Source organism: Bacillus sp. SRB_331 (assembly GCF_003264175.1).
GTDB lineage: Bacteria > Bacillota > Bacilli > Bacillales > Bacillaceae_G > Bacillus_A > Bacillus_A mycoides.
This window is the reverse complement of record NZ_NADV01000006.1, coordinates 12,057-33,810: the sequence shown is the minus strand read 5'-3', so window position 1 is coordinate 33,810 and position 21,754 is coordinate 12,057. Positions and strand designations below refer to the sequence as shown.

The 21,754-nt window shown below is 40.6% G+C and carries 2 protein-coding genes; both read right to left on the bottom strand.

What is annotated here, in order from left to right; translation table 11 throughout:
• Positions 1 to 375: 375 nt before the first annotated feature.
• A complete protein-coding gene (locus tag B5P42_RS03585; RefSeq protein WP_113733666.1) occupies positions 376 to 15,285 on the bottom strand; it encodes a non-ribosomal peptide synthetase in 14,910 nt (4,969 codons plus the stop codon).
• Positions 15,282 to 21,752: a non-ribosomal peptide synthetase gene (locus B5P42_RS03580; protein ID WP_113733665.1), complete on the bottom strand. Its 6,471-nt coding sequence runs from the start codon at positions 21,750 to 21,752 to the stop codon at positions 15,282 to 15,284. Before B5P42_RS03580 ends, B5P42_RS03585 begins: the two co-directional genes overlap by 4 nt.
• Positions 21,753 to 21,754: the final 2 nt, after the last annotated feature.

Here is a 21,754-nt window from a genome sequence, read left to right as displayed (position 1 = left end):
CCTATGTATACGTTATAGAAATTCAATTTCATTTTCTAACTTGCATCTATTCAAGTGCAAATATAATAGAAAAGGTGCATATTAACATATCAATGAAAATATACACCTTTCCTCAGCAATATCATCAAAGCATTCGCTTCTGGTACAAAAGCTTCAGATAATTTACAGCATACTATGAACAACTCATATATGTTTCTATGTCCCTATCAAGCAATTTTTCATTAGCCCCTTAAAAAGTAATGCTCTTGATATATACATAATCTCCTACACTTGATGTGCAGTTATTGGACTGCTCTCTTTATTTACACTACTACTCACAAATAACGACTTTAATAATAACAATGTTCGTTTATAAAGTTGCCTATTTTGTGCTCTCTACTTTTCCGTTAGTGAAAGGGACGTCTCTTTTATTCCTTCTAATTCATTTAGTAGATACTTAGCTAACTTTTCAACTGCGGGAGAAGCTACTATTTCTTCGTGTGATCCAGGGACCGAATACATATTCACTCTTCCTTTTAATAAAGGCTTCCAATCCGTAAACAATTCTTTACCTTCCTCAGCACTAAAGTAAATGACTTCCCCAAAATATGGTGTTAAATCATGATCTGCCATTAAATTCAGACATTTCCTGTGAGCATTGATAATTTGCTTCAAATTCGTAAGATTTGCATCAGGCGGGAGCACTCCTTCCATAATTAATTGCTCAACAAGCATGTCCTGTTGATGAACAAGCTCTTCTTCCTGATCCACTAGCTCTATATGGATGAAATGCTCCAATATATAAGATAGCATTTCATCCTCTGTCTTGTAATCCCGTTCTGAAGGCACCTTGGTATCCAATAGTACCAACACCTCAACTTCTTCTCCCTGGTTCCGTAGCATAGTTGCGATTTCATAGGCGATGGCACCGCCCAGAGACCATCCTCCCAGACGATACGGCCCCTCTGGCTGAGCCCGCTTTATTTCCTCGATGTAGAGTTGAACTACTTCCGATAAAATCAACCCGTCCATTCCTTCTTTCTCTACGAGAGGATTCTGTAGACCATAAAATGAGCAGTGATCCTTGAGTAAACTTGCTAGCTGAATGTAACAGAGTACATTACCCATAAACGGATGAACACAGAAGAAAGGTCTTTTCTCTGATTCTTGTAATGGAACCAGAACCGATAACGATTCTTCCATACGATGATTCTCACGGATGAGACAAGCGATCCCTTCCACTGTCGGGTTCTTAATCAGTGCGGGCACCTTAATCTCTTTTCCAAATTTCTCTCTGACCTTTGAAATCAATTTGATTACAAGGAGAGAGTGACCTCCTATATTGAAGAAATCATCGTTTACATGGATATCTTCTAACTGTAGCAAATCCTGCCAGATTGTAATCAGCTGATACTCGATTTCATCCCGTGGGATGATTGGTGTAGAAAAGGTACTTTCTCTTTGAATCGTTAAGCTGTTCAGTGCCTTTCGATCAACCTTCCCATTTGTTGTAAGCGGAATCGCATCTACCTCAATAAAGTGTGCAGGAATCATATAATTCGGTACTTGTCTCTTGAGATGCTCACGCCATTCATGCATACTTCCTTTACCCACCACATAGGCAACCAATCTCTGATCTCCTGGTTGTTCCTCTCTTATCAAGACTACCGCCTCTTTCACCGATGGATGACTTTCTAAATTCGCTTCAATCTCTCCAAGCTCAATCCGGAATCCTCGAATTTTCACTTGATTATCGATTCTTCCCAAATAATCCAAATGGCCATCAGCTAAATAGCGGACTAGATCTCCCGTCCGGTATAACCGTTCCCCTTCAATAAATGGATGAGGAATAAAACGTTCTGACGTTAACTCTGGACGATTCAAGTATCCTCTCGCTAGGCCTGCTCCACCGATATAAAGTTCACCCGTTACACCAACTGGAACAGGTAACAAATTCTCATCCAATACATAGGCTTGAACGTTTGGCAACGGACGCCCAATGGTTACTCTCTTACTATCTTTTTTGATACGATAGCATGTCGCATCAACCGTACATTCCGTAGGACCATATACATTATAAAAATGGATATGGTCATTCTCTACTAGTTGTTCCCACAGTGACGGCATAATCGCTTCTCCACCGACCAGTACCTTGCTTGGAACATGAACACTATCGTTTGTTTCTAACAACCCCTCATCTATGAGTAATTGGAGTAGTGAAGGTGTTATATCGAACATTTCCAACTTATTCTCCCGAATATAAGATACAAACTGTTGAGGATCACTGCGAACTTCTGTTGAGATAATATACAAACTAGAACCATACAAAAGCATTTGTAATTGTTTAACGGATGAATCAAAGGCGATTGAGGCATTTAGACCGACGCGCATGTTATCATGTGCCCGATGTGAAAAAACCTCTTTCTGTAAACCATAGGATAGATTTAATACCGAATGATGCTGCACCATAACCCCTTTTGGATTCCCGGTCGAACCTGAAGTGTAGATAACATACGCCAAGTTTTCTCCTGTCACTTTACATATTGGTGAAAGGGTGTTTTCTTGCGAAATCATTGCTTGATCTCGGTCCAAACAAACTGTTTCAACTTCTTCAGGTATCCAACCTTGTGATACTTCGTTCGTAACCAATATTTGAATTCCTGTGTCCTCCAAGATATATCGTAGGTGACTTTCTGGATACGATGGATCCAACGGAACATAGGCTGATCCAGCTTTCAAGATTCCCATGAGACCGACAATCATCTCAACTGAACGCTGAAAACAAAGTCCGACCAATGACTCCGTCCCAATTCCACATTTCTGAAGATAATGGGCCAATTGGTTTGCTTTCTCATTCAGCTCTCGATACGTCAACTGCTGATTTTCATCTACCACTGCCACCGCATCAGGTGTACGATCCACTTGATCTTCAAACAGTTTGTGGATCACACTCTTACTTGGATACGCTGCTGCATTATCATTCCATTCTTCCAGTAGTTGTTTCTGTTCTATTTCCGTAACATACACCAGCTCCGACAGAGTTTGATCAACGTTCTCGATCATTTGCTTTAACACCTGGCTTAAATGCCCCAGCATCCGTTCAATAGTGAGACCATTAAACTTGCTACGATCATATTTCAACTTTAACAACAACTGGCTTTCTGGGACAACTGTCAATCCTAATGGATAATGAGTTTGCTCTACTCCTTCCAACTCACCAATTTCTAGATTTCCTGAGGACTCCTCTTTCACTGGGTAGTTTTCAAACACATACAAGCTATGGAACAGCGGGGTTCCTCTAGGAACTTCACTCCATCCTTGAATCTCTGTCAAAGAAGCATATTCATATTGTCTTCTTTCTATCTCTTCCTCTTGTATCTTCTGCAACCAATCCATTATTTTTATATTATCTATCAACTGAATTCGCGTCGGTGATGTGGTAATAAAAGGACCTACAATGTTTTCAACATCAATAATCTCCGTAGGGCGTCCTGAGCTAGTTACACCATAGACAATGTCATCTTCTCCACTATACCGGCCCATGAGATACGCCCACGCACCTTGAATTACCGTATTCAAAGTGAGCCTATTGCGCTTCGCCCAGTTTTGTAACGCTTGGGTTTGCTCTTCTGATAAATAAGTTACCTTCTCTGTGTAACCTTTTTCTTGCTCTTTACTTTCTAAGCCTAGCAGGGTTGGAGCTGTAAAACCTTTAAGTTTCTCTCTCCAGAATTGCTCCGCCTGCTCCTGATTCTGTTCTCTTAGCCATTGAATATATTTCTTGTATGGCGATGAATTAGGTAAATGCACGGCTTCTCCATTTATTCTCTTCTGGTACACTGTAAGCAATTCGTTAAAGACCAGTGGTAGGCTCCATCCATCCAACAGAATATGGTGATGTGTCCAAACAATCTGATATTCTTCCTCACCTTCTTGAATGACAGTCACCCGCATCAATGGCGCTTTATCAAAAAGAAAGGCTTGTTTTCGATCCAATGCCAAAAAGGCTTTTCTTTTCTCTTCTTTTTCTTCAGCAGTCAGCGTACGCCAATCTTCTACATTCACCTTAAATGGAACACTCTCATACACCACTTGTAAAGGCTCTTCAACTTCATCCCAAAGGAAAGCTGAGCGAAAAATTTCATGCCGCTGAATTACCGATTTCCACGCCTGTTCGAAAGTAGCAATATCCAATTCTCCTCTAATCATGAAACTTAATTGCACTATATAAGGCGCTACATGCTCCTCCCCTTGGTCATGCAATGTATGGAAAATCATACCTTCTTGCAAAGGCGATAGTGGATATAAATCGGTAATCGGATAATTATTTCCACGATTCATCTTGGTTAATACTTTTGTCAAACTGGCTTGGTCAAGGTTAGCCATCACAAAATCTGAAACGGTCAGTGCAGATTCTCCACCCGCAGATTGAATCAATTTACTTAGTTGATGGAGCATATTCTCTGCAATACTTTGAATCGTTGATTTCGCATATTGTCCTACATTGTATACCCAAGTGAACTGAAGTTTCCCATCCGTTACCATTCCAATTACATCAATTAAATGCGATCGCTTGGAACCAGAAGCATGATCTAAGCGCTTAAATCCGTTCTCTGGAATAAGTATTGCATCGTCAGAAAACATTTGGTCAAATTGTCCAAGATAGTTAAAACTAATAGACGGTGTATGTTGAGACCCCCATTTCTCACATATTGTTGTGTTCAGATACCGCAAAATTCCATGGTCAACACCCTTATTAGGAATTTTACGCACTTGTTCTTTAACTGCTTTTAATGCTGCAATTGGCGTGTCAGCACCGGTAATATTTAAGTGAACAGGATAAATACTTGTAAACCACCCTACGGTTCTAGATAGGTCAACGTCTTCGATAATCTCTTCCCGACCATGCCCCTCCAAATCCACGGTCAGCGCCGGATGACCTGTCCATGCTGCCGTAGCCTGTACCAATGCTGTCAATAGTACTTCATTGATTTGGACACGATGAGTGCTTGAAATCTCTTTCAATAACGTACGGGTCTCTTTCTCATCCAGCACCACGGTAATCTCCTCGGTTCCTGTGTTTGCTGGAACTTCGAGGGTGGTATCCACTGGTAGCATAGCCACTTCTTGTTTGGATTGCTGCTCCCAGTAATCACGCACTTCTTGCACAATCCCAGCTTCAGCGTAATGATGCAATTTCTCCGACCACGCTTTAAAGGATGTACTCTTTGTAGGTAATTGGATCATCTGATCCTGGCTCGCTTGATTATACGCCGTTTGCAGATCCTCCAGTAAAATCCGCCAAGAAACACCATCCACTGCTAAGTGATGAATCACCCAGAATAATCGGCCGGCTCTTTTCTCACCTTCATCAAAATACACCATTCTCATTAGCGGTCCTGCGTGTAAGTGCAAGCTTGCTTGTGCAGTGTCAATCTCCGCTTGAATCACTTGATGCCATTCTGCTTGCGGCACTTCGTCTAATGAAATAACGGTCAGCGTCGATTGTTCTTCGATCCCTTCGTTCCACTGTTTCCAAGCTCCATTCGGTAACCGTTCATATCTTAAACGCAAGGCATCATGATGGATTAGAAGGGTACGCACAGCTTTCTCCAGTAATACTATATCCAGTCGCTCTTTTGTTCTAAAAAACATGGATTGATTCCAATGGTGTGGGTTTGGATGATCTTGTGCAAAAAACCATTGCTGGATTGGTGTAAGGATCAGTTCTCCAGTTATAACTCCCTGCTCTGCTTGTACACCCCGTTCTTCATTGACTACTTGCGCCAACTCAGCAATCGTTTGGTGTTCAAACATTTGCTTTGGCGTCAATTGTAAACCTGCTTGCTTCGCACGAGAGACAATCTGAATGCTGAGAATCGAGTCTCCACCAATTTCAAAGAAGTTATCATGGATTCCCACCTTTTTAATCCCTAATACTTGCTTCCAAATGGTGGCCAGTGTTTCTTCGTTACCATTCCGCGTGGCAACACATTCACTTTCGATTTTCCTCCCCTCTGGTACTGGTAAGGCCTTACGATCAACTTTTCCGTTAGCAGTTAGTGGAATGGCTTCCATCATCACAAATCCTGAAGGAACCATATGGCTTGGTAGTTCCGCCTTGAGATAATCTCTCCACTCGCCTACATTCCCATTACCCACGACATATGCCACCAACCGTTTATCACCCGGCTGATCTTCTCGAACAATTACAACAGCCTCTTTTATGGAGACATGTGCGTTTAAAGCAGATTCAATTTCTCCGAGCTCAATTCGGAAACCACGGATTTTCACCTGGTGATCAATCCGCCCAAGATAATCCAGATTTCCATCAGGTAAGTATCTCGCTAAGTCTCCTGTCCGATATAATCGCGCTCCTGGGTCACTACTGAATGGATGAGGAATGAAACGCTCTGCAGTCAATTCGGGTCTGTTTAAATATCCACGTGCAAGTCCTGCTCCACCAATATATAGTTCGCCAGCTACGCCAATAGGCACAGGTTGTTGACAAGCGTCTAGTACATACACTTCTAAATCTGGAATCTGTTTTCCTATATTACTTCTTGAAGCATGCTGCACATCATCTTGAGTAATTGGATAATACGTAACATGAACGGTAGTTTCTGTAATTCCATACATATTAATTAACTGTGGTTCCTGCCCTCCATACCTTTGAAACCATGGTACCAAGCTGGTAGGATCGAGTGCTTCCCCACCAAATATGACATAGCGCAGATGCAAGTCTTTCTTCTCATCTTCTTGTTCACACACTTGTATCAATTGTCGAAATGCGGATGGTGTCTGATTAAGAACCGTAACCTTTTCCTTTACTAACAGTTGATAGAAATCCTTGGGCGATCGACTAATCCAGTAAGGAACAACAATCAATCTTCCGCCATGGAGTAATGCCCCCCAAATCTCCCATACCGAGAAGTCAAACGCATAAGAATGGAAAAGCGTCCAAGTATCTTTTTCATCAAACTGATACCAACATTCCGTCGATTTAAATAAACGAATCACATTGTGATGCTCTACCATAACTCCCTTCGGATTCCCTGTTGATCCCGAAGTATAGATTACATACGCCAAGTTTTCTCCTGTCACTTCACATATTGGTGAAAGGGTGCTTTCTCGCGAAATCATCGCTTTATCCCGATCCAAACAAACTGTTTTGATTTCTTCAGTTATCCAACCTTCTAATGCTTCGTTCGTGACCAATACTTGAATCCCTGTGTCCTCCAGAATATATCGTAGGCGACTTTCTGGATACGATGGATCCAATGGAACATACGCTGCCCCAGCTTTCAAGATCCCCATGAGACCGACAATCATCTCAACTGAACGCTGGAAGCAGAGACCAACCAATGACTCGCTCCCAATCCCACATTTTTGGAGATAATGTGCCAATTGGTTTGCTTTTTCATTCAGCTCTCGATAGGTTAACTGCTGTTTTTCATCTACCACTGCCACCGCGTCAGGTGTACGATTTACTTGCTCTTCATACAGCTGATGAATCCCAAATTCCTGTGGATATGCTACAGCATTATTATTCCACTCTTCTAACTGTTTTTGCTGTAATCCTGACAGTATCGGCAACTTAGCTAATGATTTATCAGGATGTTCCACGATTAAATTCAACCAGTTCCCAAAATTTTCTGCTATGGATTCAATAGTTAAACTGTCAAATAAATCAGTCCTATAAACAAAAGTAAGCAATAAGCCCTCTTCCACTTCTGCGGCAGTTAAACTTAAATCAAATTTGGCGATTGAAGCGTTGCTGTCCATTACTTCTATACTTCGTCCATGTAGCTTTGGTAGCTCTTGTCCCGTATTTTGCAAAGTAAACATGGTTTGGAAAATCGGAGAATGACTGGTACTTCGTTCAGGTTGGATAACCTCCACAATTTTCTCAAACGGAACATCTTGGTACTCATATGCCTTCAATGCTTTTATCCGCACTTGAGACAACAACTCTTGAAATGCCGGTGCGCCACTTAAATCAGCTCGATAAACCAACGTGTTGACAAAGAAACCAATCAACCCTTCAATTTCTCTATAATTTCGATTTGCAATTGGGCTGCCAACAATAATATCCGATTGTCCTGTATAACGGGCAAGGAAACTTTGATACGATGCCAATAAGGTCATGAAAAGCGTGGCCCCTTCTTGACGACTTAGTTCATTTAATTTATCCAGTAATGAGCGTGACAACAACACATTATGAGTTAATCCATGGTGGGTTTGTACTGGAGGACGCGGACGATCCATCGGCAACATTAAGACTGGTAACTCACCAGATAATTCTTCCTTCCAATATGCAAGCTGTTGGTTTAGTACTTCATCTATCAACCATTCTCTTTGCCACTGAGCAAAATCGGCATATTGAACTGGTAATGGTGCGAGCTCTGCTGGTTTTTCGCCAATCGCCTCCTCATAAAATACCATCCATTCTTGGAGCAAGATTTCCATCGACCATCCATCCGAGATAATATGATGCATATTACACAGAAGAACCCATTCTTCTTCTGAAATTTTCACGATTTGTCCACGGAACAATGGCCCTTGCTCTAAGTCAAATGGGGATTCGACTTCAGTTTGAATCCATTGCTCCACTTCTCTTTCTCTCTCTTCTGGAGAAATCTTAGTTAAATCAATTTGTGGAAGGGAACGGAAAGTATACGGTTGAATCTTCTGCACAGGATGACCGTCCACTTCATGAAATACTGTCCGCAATGATTCATGACGCTCTATCAACTGATTCCATCCCAATTCCAATGCTTGTAGTAACCAATTTCCTGTAAGACGGCATACCATCGGCATATTATAAAGTGCACTATTAGGTGTAAATTGATCGATAAACCATAAGCGCTGTTGGGCATAAGAAAGTGGAATTTTATCTCCTCGTTCCATCGGCATCAATGGTGGAATTTCTTCTCGTTTTTTGCTTCCCTTACGTAATTGATCCATTCGTTTTGATAATGCTTCGACCGTTGAATATTCGAACAGTTCACGTACCGGTAATTTGATTTGAAAGACTTCTTGCAAGCGTGAGACCACTTGTGTAGCAAGTAGAGAATGACCACCAAGTTCAAAGAAAGAATCCTGAACACCTATATTTTCTATTCCTAGCACTTGACTCCACACTGAAGCGATAAGTTCTTCTAGCGGAGTTCGTGCATGAACGGTATTTTCAGTAGATAATTTGCTAGGTATTGGCAATGCCTTTAAATCAAGTTTTCCATTCGGTGTAAGTGGTAAAAATTTCATCTCAATAAAGTTTGTTGGGACCATATAATTCGGTAAATGTGTTTGTAGATGCTCTCGCCATTCTTGGACACTTCCTTCACCAACTACATAAGCTACTAATCTCTTGTCGCCTGGATCATCCTCTCGTACCAATACAACCGCTTCTTTCACAGAAGAATGTGCCTGCAAAACTGCTTCTATTTCTCCCAATTCAATCCGGAAACCACGAATTTTCACTTGGTCATCTATACGACCATGGAACTGGAGAGCACCATCAGAAAGATAACTTGCTTTGTCTCCGGTGTAATAGAGACGTTCTCCTGACTTGAATGGATGCGAAATAAATTTTTCCTTTGTAAGGTCCGGACGATTAGCATATCCACGAGCAAGACTCTTCCCTCCAATATAGAGATCTCCAATCACACCACTTGGTACTAGCTGAAGATGAGAATCTAACACATAAACTTCTGTATTCGCAATCGGTCGACCAATCGATGGCGTACCTGTTGTCACTCCTACAGGTACATAACAATCCGTGGTAACAACTGTATTTTCCGATGGACCATACTGATTGATTACCGCAAAAGGAATATCGTTAGATGGGTACTGCGTTAATTGATCCCCGCCGGTAATGATAAAACGAAGATCCGTTTTATCTGGCCAAGATAATTTCAAGAGTCTTTCCAGAATAGGCGTAGGTGCAAAACTAGCAGTTATTCGCGAATCAATGAGCCAGTCTCTTAGTGCTTCTGGATTAATTCTCAGTTCCTCTGTTGACAAGTAGAGTGCTGCACCAGCAGTTAGATACGGCCAAATCTCCTGGACAGCCGAATCAAAAGCAATCCCTGCAATCTGAGTCGCACGATCCTCTGCTGTAATACGATAAACTCCTTGATGCCAAGAAACCATATTCATTAATGAGCGATATTCAATCATGACACCCTTTGGCTTTCCTGTAGAACCAGAGGTATAGACAATGTAAGCTAAGTTCTCTGGATTTATCTGCCGTGTAGGTGCGATTACGCTTTCCACTGTTAATTCTTCTAACCTCACCATTTCGACCTGTTCGAAAAGGCCTTCTTGTCCTTCCGCCGTCACTACAAATTGAATTCCTGCATCTTCAATCATGTATTCTAACCTTGATTTTGGATACAACGGATCTAAAACGACATAAGCTCCACCAGCTTTTAATATGCCTAGTAAACTTACCATGAGCTCAGCCGACCTCGGAAGATAAACTCCCACGACTGACTCTGGAGCGACTCCTTTTCGCTGTAAAACATTTGCCAACTGATTTGCTTGTGCATCCAGTTCACCGTAAGTCCAATCTTTTGTTTGATCAACTACCGCAATCGCTTCAGGACGCTTTGCTACTTGTTCCTCAAATCTGTCGCAAATAAGACCCTGTGGGGGCATTTCCATTACAGTGTCATTCCATGTTTCTAATAACAAAGTACGCTCAGGTTCCGATAGCATGCTCAGACTATGCAACGGATTTTTCGGGTGATGAGAAACTTCGTGTAGCCATTTCTCAAAGTGCCCTGCCATCCTTTCAATAGTTGTAGCATTGAATAAATCCTTATTGTATTCAAAAGTAAAAAGTAATCCCTCTTCCGTCTCAGCTACCATTATACTTAAATCAAACTTTGCGATTGGACTATGGCTTTCTATCATTTCAATACTTCTACCAGATAACACCGGGAACTCTTGTTTCATATTTTGCAAGATGAACATAGTCTGGAAGATTGGCGAATGACTTGTACTCCGCTCTGGTTGTACAACTTCCACAATTTTTTCAAAAGGGATATCTTGATACTCATACGCCTTCAATGCTGTTTGACGAACCTGAGACAGAACATCCTGAAATGTCGGTCTACCACTTAGATTAGCCCGATATACCAAGGTGTTGACGAAGAAACCAATAAGTCCTTCAATTTCTCTATAATTTCGATTAGCAATTGGACTTCCGACCAGAATATCTTCTTGTCCCGTATAGCGGGATAGAAAACTTTGATATGCAGCTAACAGGGTCATGAAGAGTGTAGCCCCTTCTTGACGACTAAATTCATTTAATTTGTCATGTAGCGTGCTTGGCAGAACCAGGGTGTATGTCGACCCGTGATGAGTTTGTATTGCGGGACGCGGGCGATCCATAGGAAGTTGGAGTAAAGGAAGCTCCCCAGACAATTCTTCCCTCCAATATTGGAGTTGTTGATCAAGCACTTCCGCCTTCAGCCATCCTTTTTGCCACTGAGCGAAGTCGGCATATTGAACCGGTAATGGTTCAAGTTCTGCTACCTTTCCATCCGTAGCTTTCTCATAGAATGCCATCCATTCTTCAAGTAGGACTCCCATTGACCATCCATCTGAAATGATATGATGTAGAGTACAAAGGAGAATCCATTCTTCCTCTCCCACTTGCAAAATACTTGTCCTGATTAGTGGACCCTCGCCTAAATCAAATGGCACTTCGGTTTCTTGTTGAATCAAACGTTTAACTTCTTCTTCTCGGTCTTCTGGAGAAAGCATAGTTAAATCCGTTTTCGGAATTAATCGAAAAGCATACGGTTCAATTTGCTGTACGGGTTGACCGTTCACTTCATGAAAGACCGTCCGCAATGATTCATGACGCTCTATTAGCTGATTCCATCCCGTTTCCAATGCCTCAGGTAGCCAACTCCCTGTAAGGCGGCATACTATTGGCATATTGTAAAGTGCACTATTAGGTGTAAATTGATCGATAAACCATAAGCGCTGTTGGGCATAAGATAGTGGAATAGTTTCCCCTCGTTCCATCGGCATTAGTGGCGGAATATCTCGTTTTCTATCTCCTTTACGTAACTGATCTAATCGCTTTGCCAGTGACTCCACCGTTGCATACTCAAATAGTTCGCGTACCGGTAATTCGATTTGAAAGATTTCTTGTAAGCGTGACACTACTTGAGTAGCTAGTAGCGAGTGACCACCGATTTCAAAAAAAGAATCCTGAACACTAATATTTCTTATACCTAATACTTGACTCCATACAGAAACGATGAGCTCCTCCACTGGTGTTCTTGATGAAGTAATATCTTCACTTATGAACTGTGCCTCCAATTCCAGTAAAGCTTTCCGATCCACCTTACCATTTGGAGTGAGTGGCATCGATTCAACTTGGAAAAAGTATGCCGGAACCATATAATTTGGCAATTGCTTCTTCAGATATTCACGCCACTCTCCAGTATCCCCTTCACCCACTATATAAGCTACTAACTGCTTATCTCCTGGTCGATCTTCCTTCACCAACACGACAGCCTCTTTTACAGATGAGTGATCATGTAAAGCTGCTTCGATTTCTCCCAGTTCAATTCGGAATCCTCTGATTTTGACTTGGTTATCTATTCTTCCAATATACTCCAAGTTACGATCATTCATATATCTCACCAGGTCACCCGTTCGATATAATCGTTCCCCTTCCTTAAAGGGATGCGGAATAAAACGTTCAGTAGTTAACTCTGGTCGATTGAAGTAGCCACGTGCCAAGCCTACTCCTCCAAGGTAAAGTTCCCCCGCCACCCCAATCGGTACCACCTGTTGATGTTGATCCAACACATACAACTCTGTATTATCAATTGGACGACCAATTGGAATAAGCATAGGTTCTTTTTCTAAATCGCAATCATAATAAGTCACATCCACAGTCGCTTCGGTAGGGCCATACAAGTTAATTAACTTTGTTCGCTGAACATCGTAAAATACCCCCTTAAACCGGCGAACCTGTTCAGTATTTAATGCTTCTCCACTAGTAATAACCTGATTTAAAGACGATACATCCCTTTTCGAATTATATTGTTCCATATAATCCAAGAAAGTAGATAACATCGACGGAACAAAGTGCATGGTGGTCACACGATATCGTTCAATATACTCCTCAATCACCGCAGGATCTTTCTCTCCTCCTGGTTGAAGCAAACAAACATGCGCTCCTACAAATGACCACCAAAATAATTCCCAGACAGAAACATCAAATGAAAACGGTGTCTTTTGTAGGATTGTATCCTCCTCAGATAATGGATACTTTTTCTGCATCCACTGTAGGCGGTTGATAACAGAATGATGTTCAATCATTACTCCCTTCGGATTTCCTGTCGAACCCGAAGTGTATATGATATAGGCTAAGTTATTTGCTGTTACTCCACTCACCGGAGCCAAATTACTCTCTTTAGAAATCATTACTTGATCCCGGTCTAAACAAATTGCTTGAATATCTTTAGGTAACCAGTCCTGTAGTGCCTCTTTTGTTAACAGCACTTGAATTTGTGAATTCTCTAAAATGTATCTCAGGCGGTTTTCGGGATAACTTGGGTCCAGTGGGACATAAGCCCCACCTGCTTTCAAAATCCCAAAGAGACCAATAATCATTTCAGGAGAACGTTCAACACATATACCGACCAATGATTCAGGTCCTATACCTCGTTTTTGTAGATAATGTGCCAATTGGTTCGATTTTTCATTGAGTTCTTGATACGTTAGCTTTCCACCCTCATAAACTACCGCCACTGCATCAGGTGTACGTGCAACTTGCTGCTCAAATAGCTCATGAATCATACACTCATGACCATAGACCACGTCAGTATCATTCCATTCTTCTAGGAGTTGTTTCTGCTCTGTGTCCGATAACATTGACAGCTTTGTATATGATTCATCTGGATGATACGCGATTTCATTTAACCAGTTCTCAAAATGTCCTGCCATACGTACAACGGTACTACTATCAAATAAATCCGTGTTGTATTCAAAAGAGACAAATAGACCTTCTTCCACTTCGTAGGCAGTTAAACTCAGATCAAATTTTGCAATAGACATATTACTTTCTACCATTTCGATACTTCTACCAGGCAGATCTAGTCGTTCTTGTTTTATATTCTGTAGTGTAAACATGGTCTGAAAGATAGGAGAATGACTCATACTTCGTTCAGGTTGCACAGCTTCTACCACTTTTTCAAATGGTATATCTTGGTATCCGTAAGCTTTTAACGCCTTTTTCTTTGTTTGATTCAAAATCTCTCGAAAAGTAGGAGTGCCACTCAAATCTGATCGGTAAACCAACGTATTAACAAAGAAACCGATTAATCCTTCTACTCCCTTATGATTCCGATTTGCAATTGGACTTCCGACTAGAATATCTTTTTGCCCCGTATAACGAGCAAGAAAGCTCTGGTATGCAGCCATTAAAGTCATAAATAGGGTAGATCCTTCTTGTCGACTTATCTCCTTCAATTGACTGAGTAATTTATAAGGAAAAATCACGTGATGCGTATCCCCAGCATAAGTTTGCGTAACCGGTCGAGGTCGGTCCACTGGCAGTTGTAATATAGGAAGCTCTCCAGACAATTCTTCCTGCCAATACGTAAGTTGACGATTTAACACATCACCTTGCAACCACTCTTTTTGCCACTTCGCAAAGTCTGCATATTGAATGGATAGTGAACTTAATTTAGCAAGATTCCCACCAGTTTCTTCTTCATAGAAAGCAAGTAATTCATTCATGAATATACCGATGGACCAAGCATCAGAAATAATATGATGCGTCGTACACAGTAATAACCATTCATCCTTTCCTAATTGAACAAGCTGGTAACGAATTAAAGGGCCATTCATTAAATCAAATGGTTCTTGCGCTTCTCTCGCAATTAAACTATCTACCTCTTTTTCTTTTACTTCTAGAGGAAGTTGAGAGTAATCCCTTACAGGTAAGGCTCTAGGAAGGAATTCGACAATTTGTTGTACAGGTTGCTCTCCTACTTCTTTAAAAACAGTTCGTAATGATTCATGACGTTCAATGAGTCGATTGAATCCCTTTTCTAATGCTTCAAGAATCCAATTTCCTTTTAGATGCCATACCGTTGGAATATTATATAAAGAACTGTTTGGGTTAAATCTTTCCATAAACCACAAACGTTGTTGTGCATAAGACAACGGAAGTGCTTCTTTATTCTCCTTTTTTTGCATTTGCTTCTGAAGCCAAGCTCTCTTCTCAGGAGAAAGTGAACTCAGCTTTGCAAGTAAATCACTTCTCATTTTTTTACCCCTTCCTCAACTAAATTACTCTCGAATATTCCTTGTGCTTCTTCCTCTGATAGCTCTTCTAATTGCTTAAGCAGTTCAAGTAATTCTTCATCATTACTCACTTCTGCTTCTTTTTGAATATAGTCTTGAAGACTTACATTCTCCTTACTATCATTCTGCATTTCTTGATTTTTGTTATAGAGCAATTGATCAATCTGTTCAGCCAATTGCTGCACCGTATGAAACGTAAATAAATCATGCAATGGTAACTCGATTCCAAAATCCTCTTTAAGATTGGAAACAGCTTGCGTAGCAAGTAATGAATGCCCACCTATTTCAAAAAACGAATCCTGAATTCCGATGTTTTCCATACCTAAGACTTGATGCCATATCGAAACGATTGTTTTTTCCGTAGATGTACGGGGAGCAACATAACAATTCTCTATCTCCTGTCTCTCTGGTGCTGGTAAGGCCTTTCTATCAATTTTTCCATTAGGAGTAAGTGGAAATGCGTTCAATCCGACAAAATAGGCTGGAATCATGTAATTTGGTAGATGGGCCTTGAGATAATCACGCCACTTATGAGCATCCCCATCTCCCACAACATAGGCAACCAAACGCGGATCACCAGGATAATCTTCCCGCACCATCACAATAACTTCGTTAACTAATTTATGTTTTTGTAATGTTGCTTCAATTTCTCCCAGTTCAATTCGGAACCCACGAATTTTTACCTGCTGGTCGATTCGGCCAAGATACTCCAAATTTCCATCCGGCAGATACCTTACTAAATCTCCAGTCCGGTATACTCGCTCTCCTTCTTTAAACGGATGCGGTATAAAACGATCTTGCGTTAAGTCAGGGCAGTTTAAATATCCACGTGCTAATCCTGATCCACCAATGTAAAGCTCACCAACTACACCAATTGGAACCATTTTTTGTTCAGCACTCAGTACATATACTTCTGTATTGAAGACTGGTTTACCAATTGGTGGTACCCTATGCATGACACCCTTTTCTAATTCCATATATGTGGAATACGTAGTATCTTCGGACGGTCCATATAGGTTGTACACCTTCTCAATCGTACTTCTCTCGTATAAATCTTGAACAAGTGAATATGGCAATGGTTCTCCAGCCAAATTCATCACCTTTACTGAAGATGGGATTGTTTTTGCTCGAACCAGTTCCTTCGCTGCCGATGGCACAGTATTGACCAAAGTCACACCCTTGGTAGACAACTTGTCTAGATGTAAAGCATTTTCAGCGACAATCACCTTACCACCCATCGTTAAGGGAACAAACACTTCAAAAACGGATAGATCAAAGGATAGCGAAGTTGAAGCCAACACTCCCGCTAAATCCCTTCGGGAATATGTGTGATGCGCCCAATGAATCATTGTTACTGTATTCCTATGCTCAATCATTACTCCCTTTGGATTTCCAGTTGAACCTGAAGTATAGATAATATAGGCTAAGTTATCTCCCGTCACTTCACTCGTACACACCGTAGTTGCTTCTTGTTCTATTTCTGCTCGATCACGATCAATACAAATCACGTCAACGGATTTAGGTATAACCATTTTTTGTTGTAACTTTTCCTGTGTCACCAGTACCTTTATTTGAGCATCCTCTAAAATGTATTGCAGTCGACTTTCCGGATACGCTGGATCAATTGGGACATATGCTCCTCCTGCCTTCATAATTCCTAAAAGGCCGACAATCATCTCGGATGAACGTGTAACACAAATTCCAACCAATGATTCGCATACTACACCATTTTTCTGTAGATAATGTGCTAGCTGATTCGAGCGTTCGTCCAATTCTCGATATGTTAGTTCTTCATCTTCGCACACTACTGCAATTGCTTCTGGTGTTTTTTCCACTTGTTCTTCAAACAATGTATGAATCGTGCTTTCTCGTATATCTACAACACCTTTTTCATTCCATCCCTCTAGCAGTTGCTTATATTCTACTTTCGATAACATGTTCATTTCCGATAATAAATATTTTGGATGAGATACAATTTGATATAACCAATGTTCAAAATGACTTGCCATACGTTCAATGGTTGTATCATTAAACAAATCAGTATTATATTCAAAGGTTAGCGATAATCCTGCTTCCGTCTCAGAAGCAAATAAACTCAAATCAAATTTCGCAACAGAAGTATGACTTTCCATGAGTTCCATTTGTCTTTCAGATAGCTGAGGAAACTCTTGTTTCGTATTCTGTAAAGTAAACATGGTTTGAAATATCGGTGAATGACTTGTATTCCGTTCCGGTTTTACGGATTCTACCACTTTCTCAAATGGAATGTCCTGATACTCGTATGCTTTTAGTGCTTTTTTTCGTATCTGCGACAAAAGTTCTTGGAACGTCGGATTTTCACTGAAATCAGCTCGATAAACCAACGTATTTGCAAAGAAACCTATTAATCCTTCAATCTCTTTAACATTTCGATTTGCAATTGGGCTTCCAACCAAAATGTCGTCTTGTCCTGTATAACGAGAAAGGAAGCTTTGATACGCTGCCATCAAGGTCATAAATAAAGTGCATCCTTCTTGCAGACTTAAATCTTTGAGCTTTTCCTGTAGGGAATTCGCCAACATTAAGGACTGACTTGCACCACGGTGGGTTTGAACCACAGGTCGAGAACGATCCATCGGTAATTGTAAAACCGGTAGCTCCCCAGACAATTCTTCTTTCCAATATTGGAGGTGCTGATCCAAATTCTCTTCTTTTTGCCATTCCTTCTGCCACATGACAAAGTCTGCATATTGGACAGATAACTCCTTCAGTTCCACTGGCTTTCCGCTTAGTGCTCCTTCATAAAAAGCCATCCATTCTTCAAGTAAGATTCCCATTGACCACCCATCCGAAATAATATGATGCATCGTACAAAGGAGAACCCATTCTTCCCTGTCCACTTTCAATATTCGTGTTCGAATTAGAGGACCTTGTCCAAAATAAAATGGTTCCTCCGCTTCGTTTTGAATGAGCCGTTTCATCTCTCTTTCCCTATCTTCCAAAGAGAGATCTGTTAGATCCGTTTGAGGGATTTGTCTGAATACATGAGATTGAACCTGTTGAAAAGGTTCATCCTCTTGTTCTAGAATTATCATCCGTAATGATTCATGACGCTCCAACAAGTGATTCCATCCTGCCTCCAATGCTTCAATTGACCATTTCCCTGTTAAGCGACACGCTGCATGAATATTGTACATCGCACTATTTGGCATTAATTGATCAATAAACCATAGACGTTTCTGCGCATAGGAAAGTGGAATAGATTCTTCCCATGTCATAGGTACAAGGGGTGGAATCTCTCGTTTTTTATCTTCTTTGCGCAATTGATCTACTCGTTTCGCTAATGCTTCCACTGTATGGTGCTTAAAAAGTTCACGTAGCGGGATTTTAATCTGGAACAATTCTTGTAATCGAGAGACGATTTGAGTAGCGAGTAGTGAGTGTCCACCCCGTTCAAAGAAGGAATCCTGAATACCGATATTTTCTGTTCCTAACACTTGACTCCAAACCGAGGCAATAAGCTCTTCCGAAGGCGTCCGGGGTAGAACATTTAAATCTCCTATAGGTTGCTCATCAGGTGCTGGTAAGGCCTTTCGATCGATTTTCCCATTCGGAGTAAGCGGGAACTGTTCTAACTCTACAAGGTGTGCTGGAATCATGTGATTCGGCAATTGTTTTTGTAGATGCTCTCGCCACTTTCGGGTATTTCCACCGCTTATTACATATGCAACCAATCGCTGATCACCTGGACGATCTTCTCTAACTAATACGACAGCCTCTTTAATAAACGAACATTTTTCTAAAGTCGCTTCAATTTCTCCAAGTTCAATCCGAAAACCACGCATTTTTACTTGATGGTCCATTCTCCCTATAAATTCTAAATTACCATCAGTTAGATATCTTACTGAATCTCCTGTTCGATATAGTCGTTCTCCCAATCGAAATGGATGCGAAACGAATTTTTCGGCAGTGAGATTCGGACGATTTAAGTATCCACGAGCTAAACCGGCACCACCAATATATAACTCACCCTCTATCCCTATTGATTGCAAGCGTTGATTTTGGTCTAATACATATAATTGCGTGTTCTGTATCGCTTGCCCAATAGAAACAAATTCTTGATTAGGTTGAATGTCAAATGCATTTACGTAAATAGTTGCTTCAGTTGGTCCATAAAAGTTGGTTAATTTTACTTGCCCGCTCTGATTCCATTGCTGTTGAAATCGTCTAACCAGCCCAGAACTTAGTTCTTCTCCACCAGAAAATACATGACGCACGGACGAACAATTCATGTTCAACTCAATATGATTGAAGTGATCTAAGAAAACAGATAACATCGAAGGAACAAATTGAACAATAGTAACCTGATGTTTTTCAATCACTTCAGCTATTATGGAAGGATCTTTTTCTCCACCTGGAGGCAAGAAAGATACACTTGCTCCAACGTGAATACCCCAAAACAACTCCCAAACAGATACATCAAATGAGAATGGGGTTTTCTGCAAGACCACATCTTTTTCAGAAAGTGGATATTTATGTTGCATCCATTCTAGGTAATTGATTACTGAATGATGCTCGATCATCACTCCCTTTGGATTCCCTGTAGATCCTGAAGTATACATAACATACGCTAAACTTCTCCCTGTTACACCACTTATACATGGGATTGATTCTTCTTTTTCAACTGCAGTATAATCTTTATTCATACAAATCGTTTCAACATCTTCAGATATATATAAATTTTTCGAATTTTCTTCCGTCACTAGTACCTCGATTCCAGCATCCTCTAATATATAACGAAGCCGACTCTCTGGATAAGTAGGATCAAGTGGAACATACGCCCCTCCTGATTTTAGAATACCTAATAACGCTATCATCATTTGTAATGAACGTTCCATATATACCCCGACTAGAGACTCTGGACCTACACCACGCTTTTGTAAATAATGTGCTAGCTGATTCGCACGCTCATCCAACTCTCTATAAGTAATTTGTTCATTTTCGTAAATAGCTGCGATTGCTTCTGGCTTTTTCTTAACTTGCTCCTCAAACACCGTATGAATCATGCCTTCAGCTGAATATTTTACTTGAGTATTATTCCATTCCTCTAGTAACTGTGTCTGCTCTTCCACTGTTAAATGAGTAATTTCAAATAGTTTTGAATCTAGGCTCTTTGTCATCTGAATTAATATTTGCAATAAGTGACCCTGAATCCGATTTATTGTTTCTTCATTAAAATAGCTTTGACCATACATCAACTTTAAAGTAATTTTCTTACCAGGCATTACAATGAGTGTTAAAGGATAATTTGTTTGTTCCGCGCTTTTAACATCTAGTAATCTTAAATCATCATTTCTCTCACCTTGAATTGGATAATTTTCAAACACATACAAGGTATGAAATAAGGAGCTATTCCGCGGAACCTCACTCCACCCTTGAATATCAACCAATGAATTATGCTCATATTGTCTTCGTTCCATTTCTTTCATCTGTATTTTACGAAGCCAATCTACTACTGATGTATCATCCGTTAATCGAATTCTAGTAGGTAATGTGTTAATAAATAGACCTACCATATTCTCTGCTCCTATCAAATCAGTAGGACGTCCAGAGCTAGTTACGCCAAATACGATATCACTTTCACCGCTATACCTACTCATCAAATAGGCCCATGCACCTTGTATTAACGTATTCAATGTTAAACGACTATTTCGTACCCACTCTTGTAAATTCTCAGTGAGTTCCTCACACACCTGATAAACACACTCTCCATAGCCCTTCTCCTGTTCTTGATCCTTTCTTTCCATCGCTAATGGCGTAGGTGCATAAAACCCCTTTAATTCTTCTGTCCAAAATTCCTCTGCTTCGCTTTGATCTTGTTTATTTATCCACTGTATATATTTTTTATAAGGAAGAGATTTAGGTAGATTCAACAATTCTCCCTTTATCATCTTGAGATAAACTTCCATCACTTCACTAAAGACCAATGACACACTCCACCCATCTAGCAAAATATGATGATGTGTCCAAATGATTCTCGTTTCCTCTTCTGCTTCTTTAATCGCAGTGACTCTCATCAATGGTACTTCATCCAATAAAAATCCTTTTCTACGATCTGCAGTCAAAAACTGGTGTAATTTCTTCTCCCTCTCCTCATATGAATGGGCACTCCAATCCTCTTGATGAATAGTAAAAGGAAGACGTTGGTAAACTGCTTGCAGAGGTTTTTCTACTTCCTCCCACACAAATACTGAACGTAGAACCTCATGTCGATGAATAACATGTTCCCAAGCCTTTTCAAAAGTAGCAACATCCAATTGCCCCCCGAGCAAGAAGCCTACTTGTACAATGTAGGAAAAAGAATGTTCATCATCTTGATCGTATAAAGTATGAAAAAGTATTCCTTTTTGCAAAGGTGATAATCCATATATATCTATAACGTCTCCCATCT

Coding starts and splice junctions, on each gene's coding strand:
- B5P42_RS03580 (WP_113733665.1), bottom strand. CDS start 21,752: ATGGGAGACGTTATAGATATATATGGATTATCACCTTTGCAAAAAGGA.
- B5P42_RS03585 (WP_113733666.1), bottom strand. CDS start 15,285: ATGAGAAGTGATTTACTTGCAAAGCTGAGTTCACTTTCTCCTGAGAAG.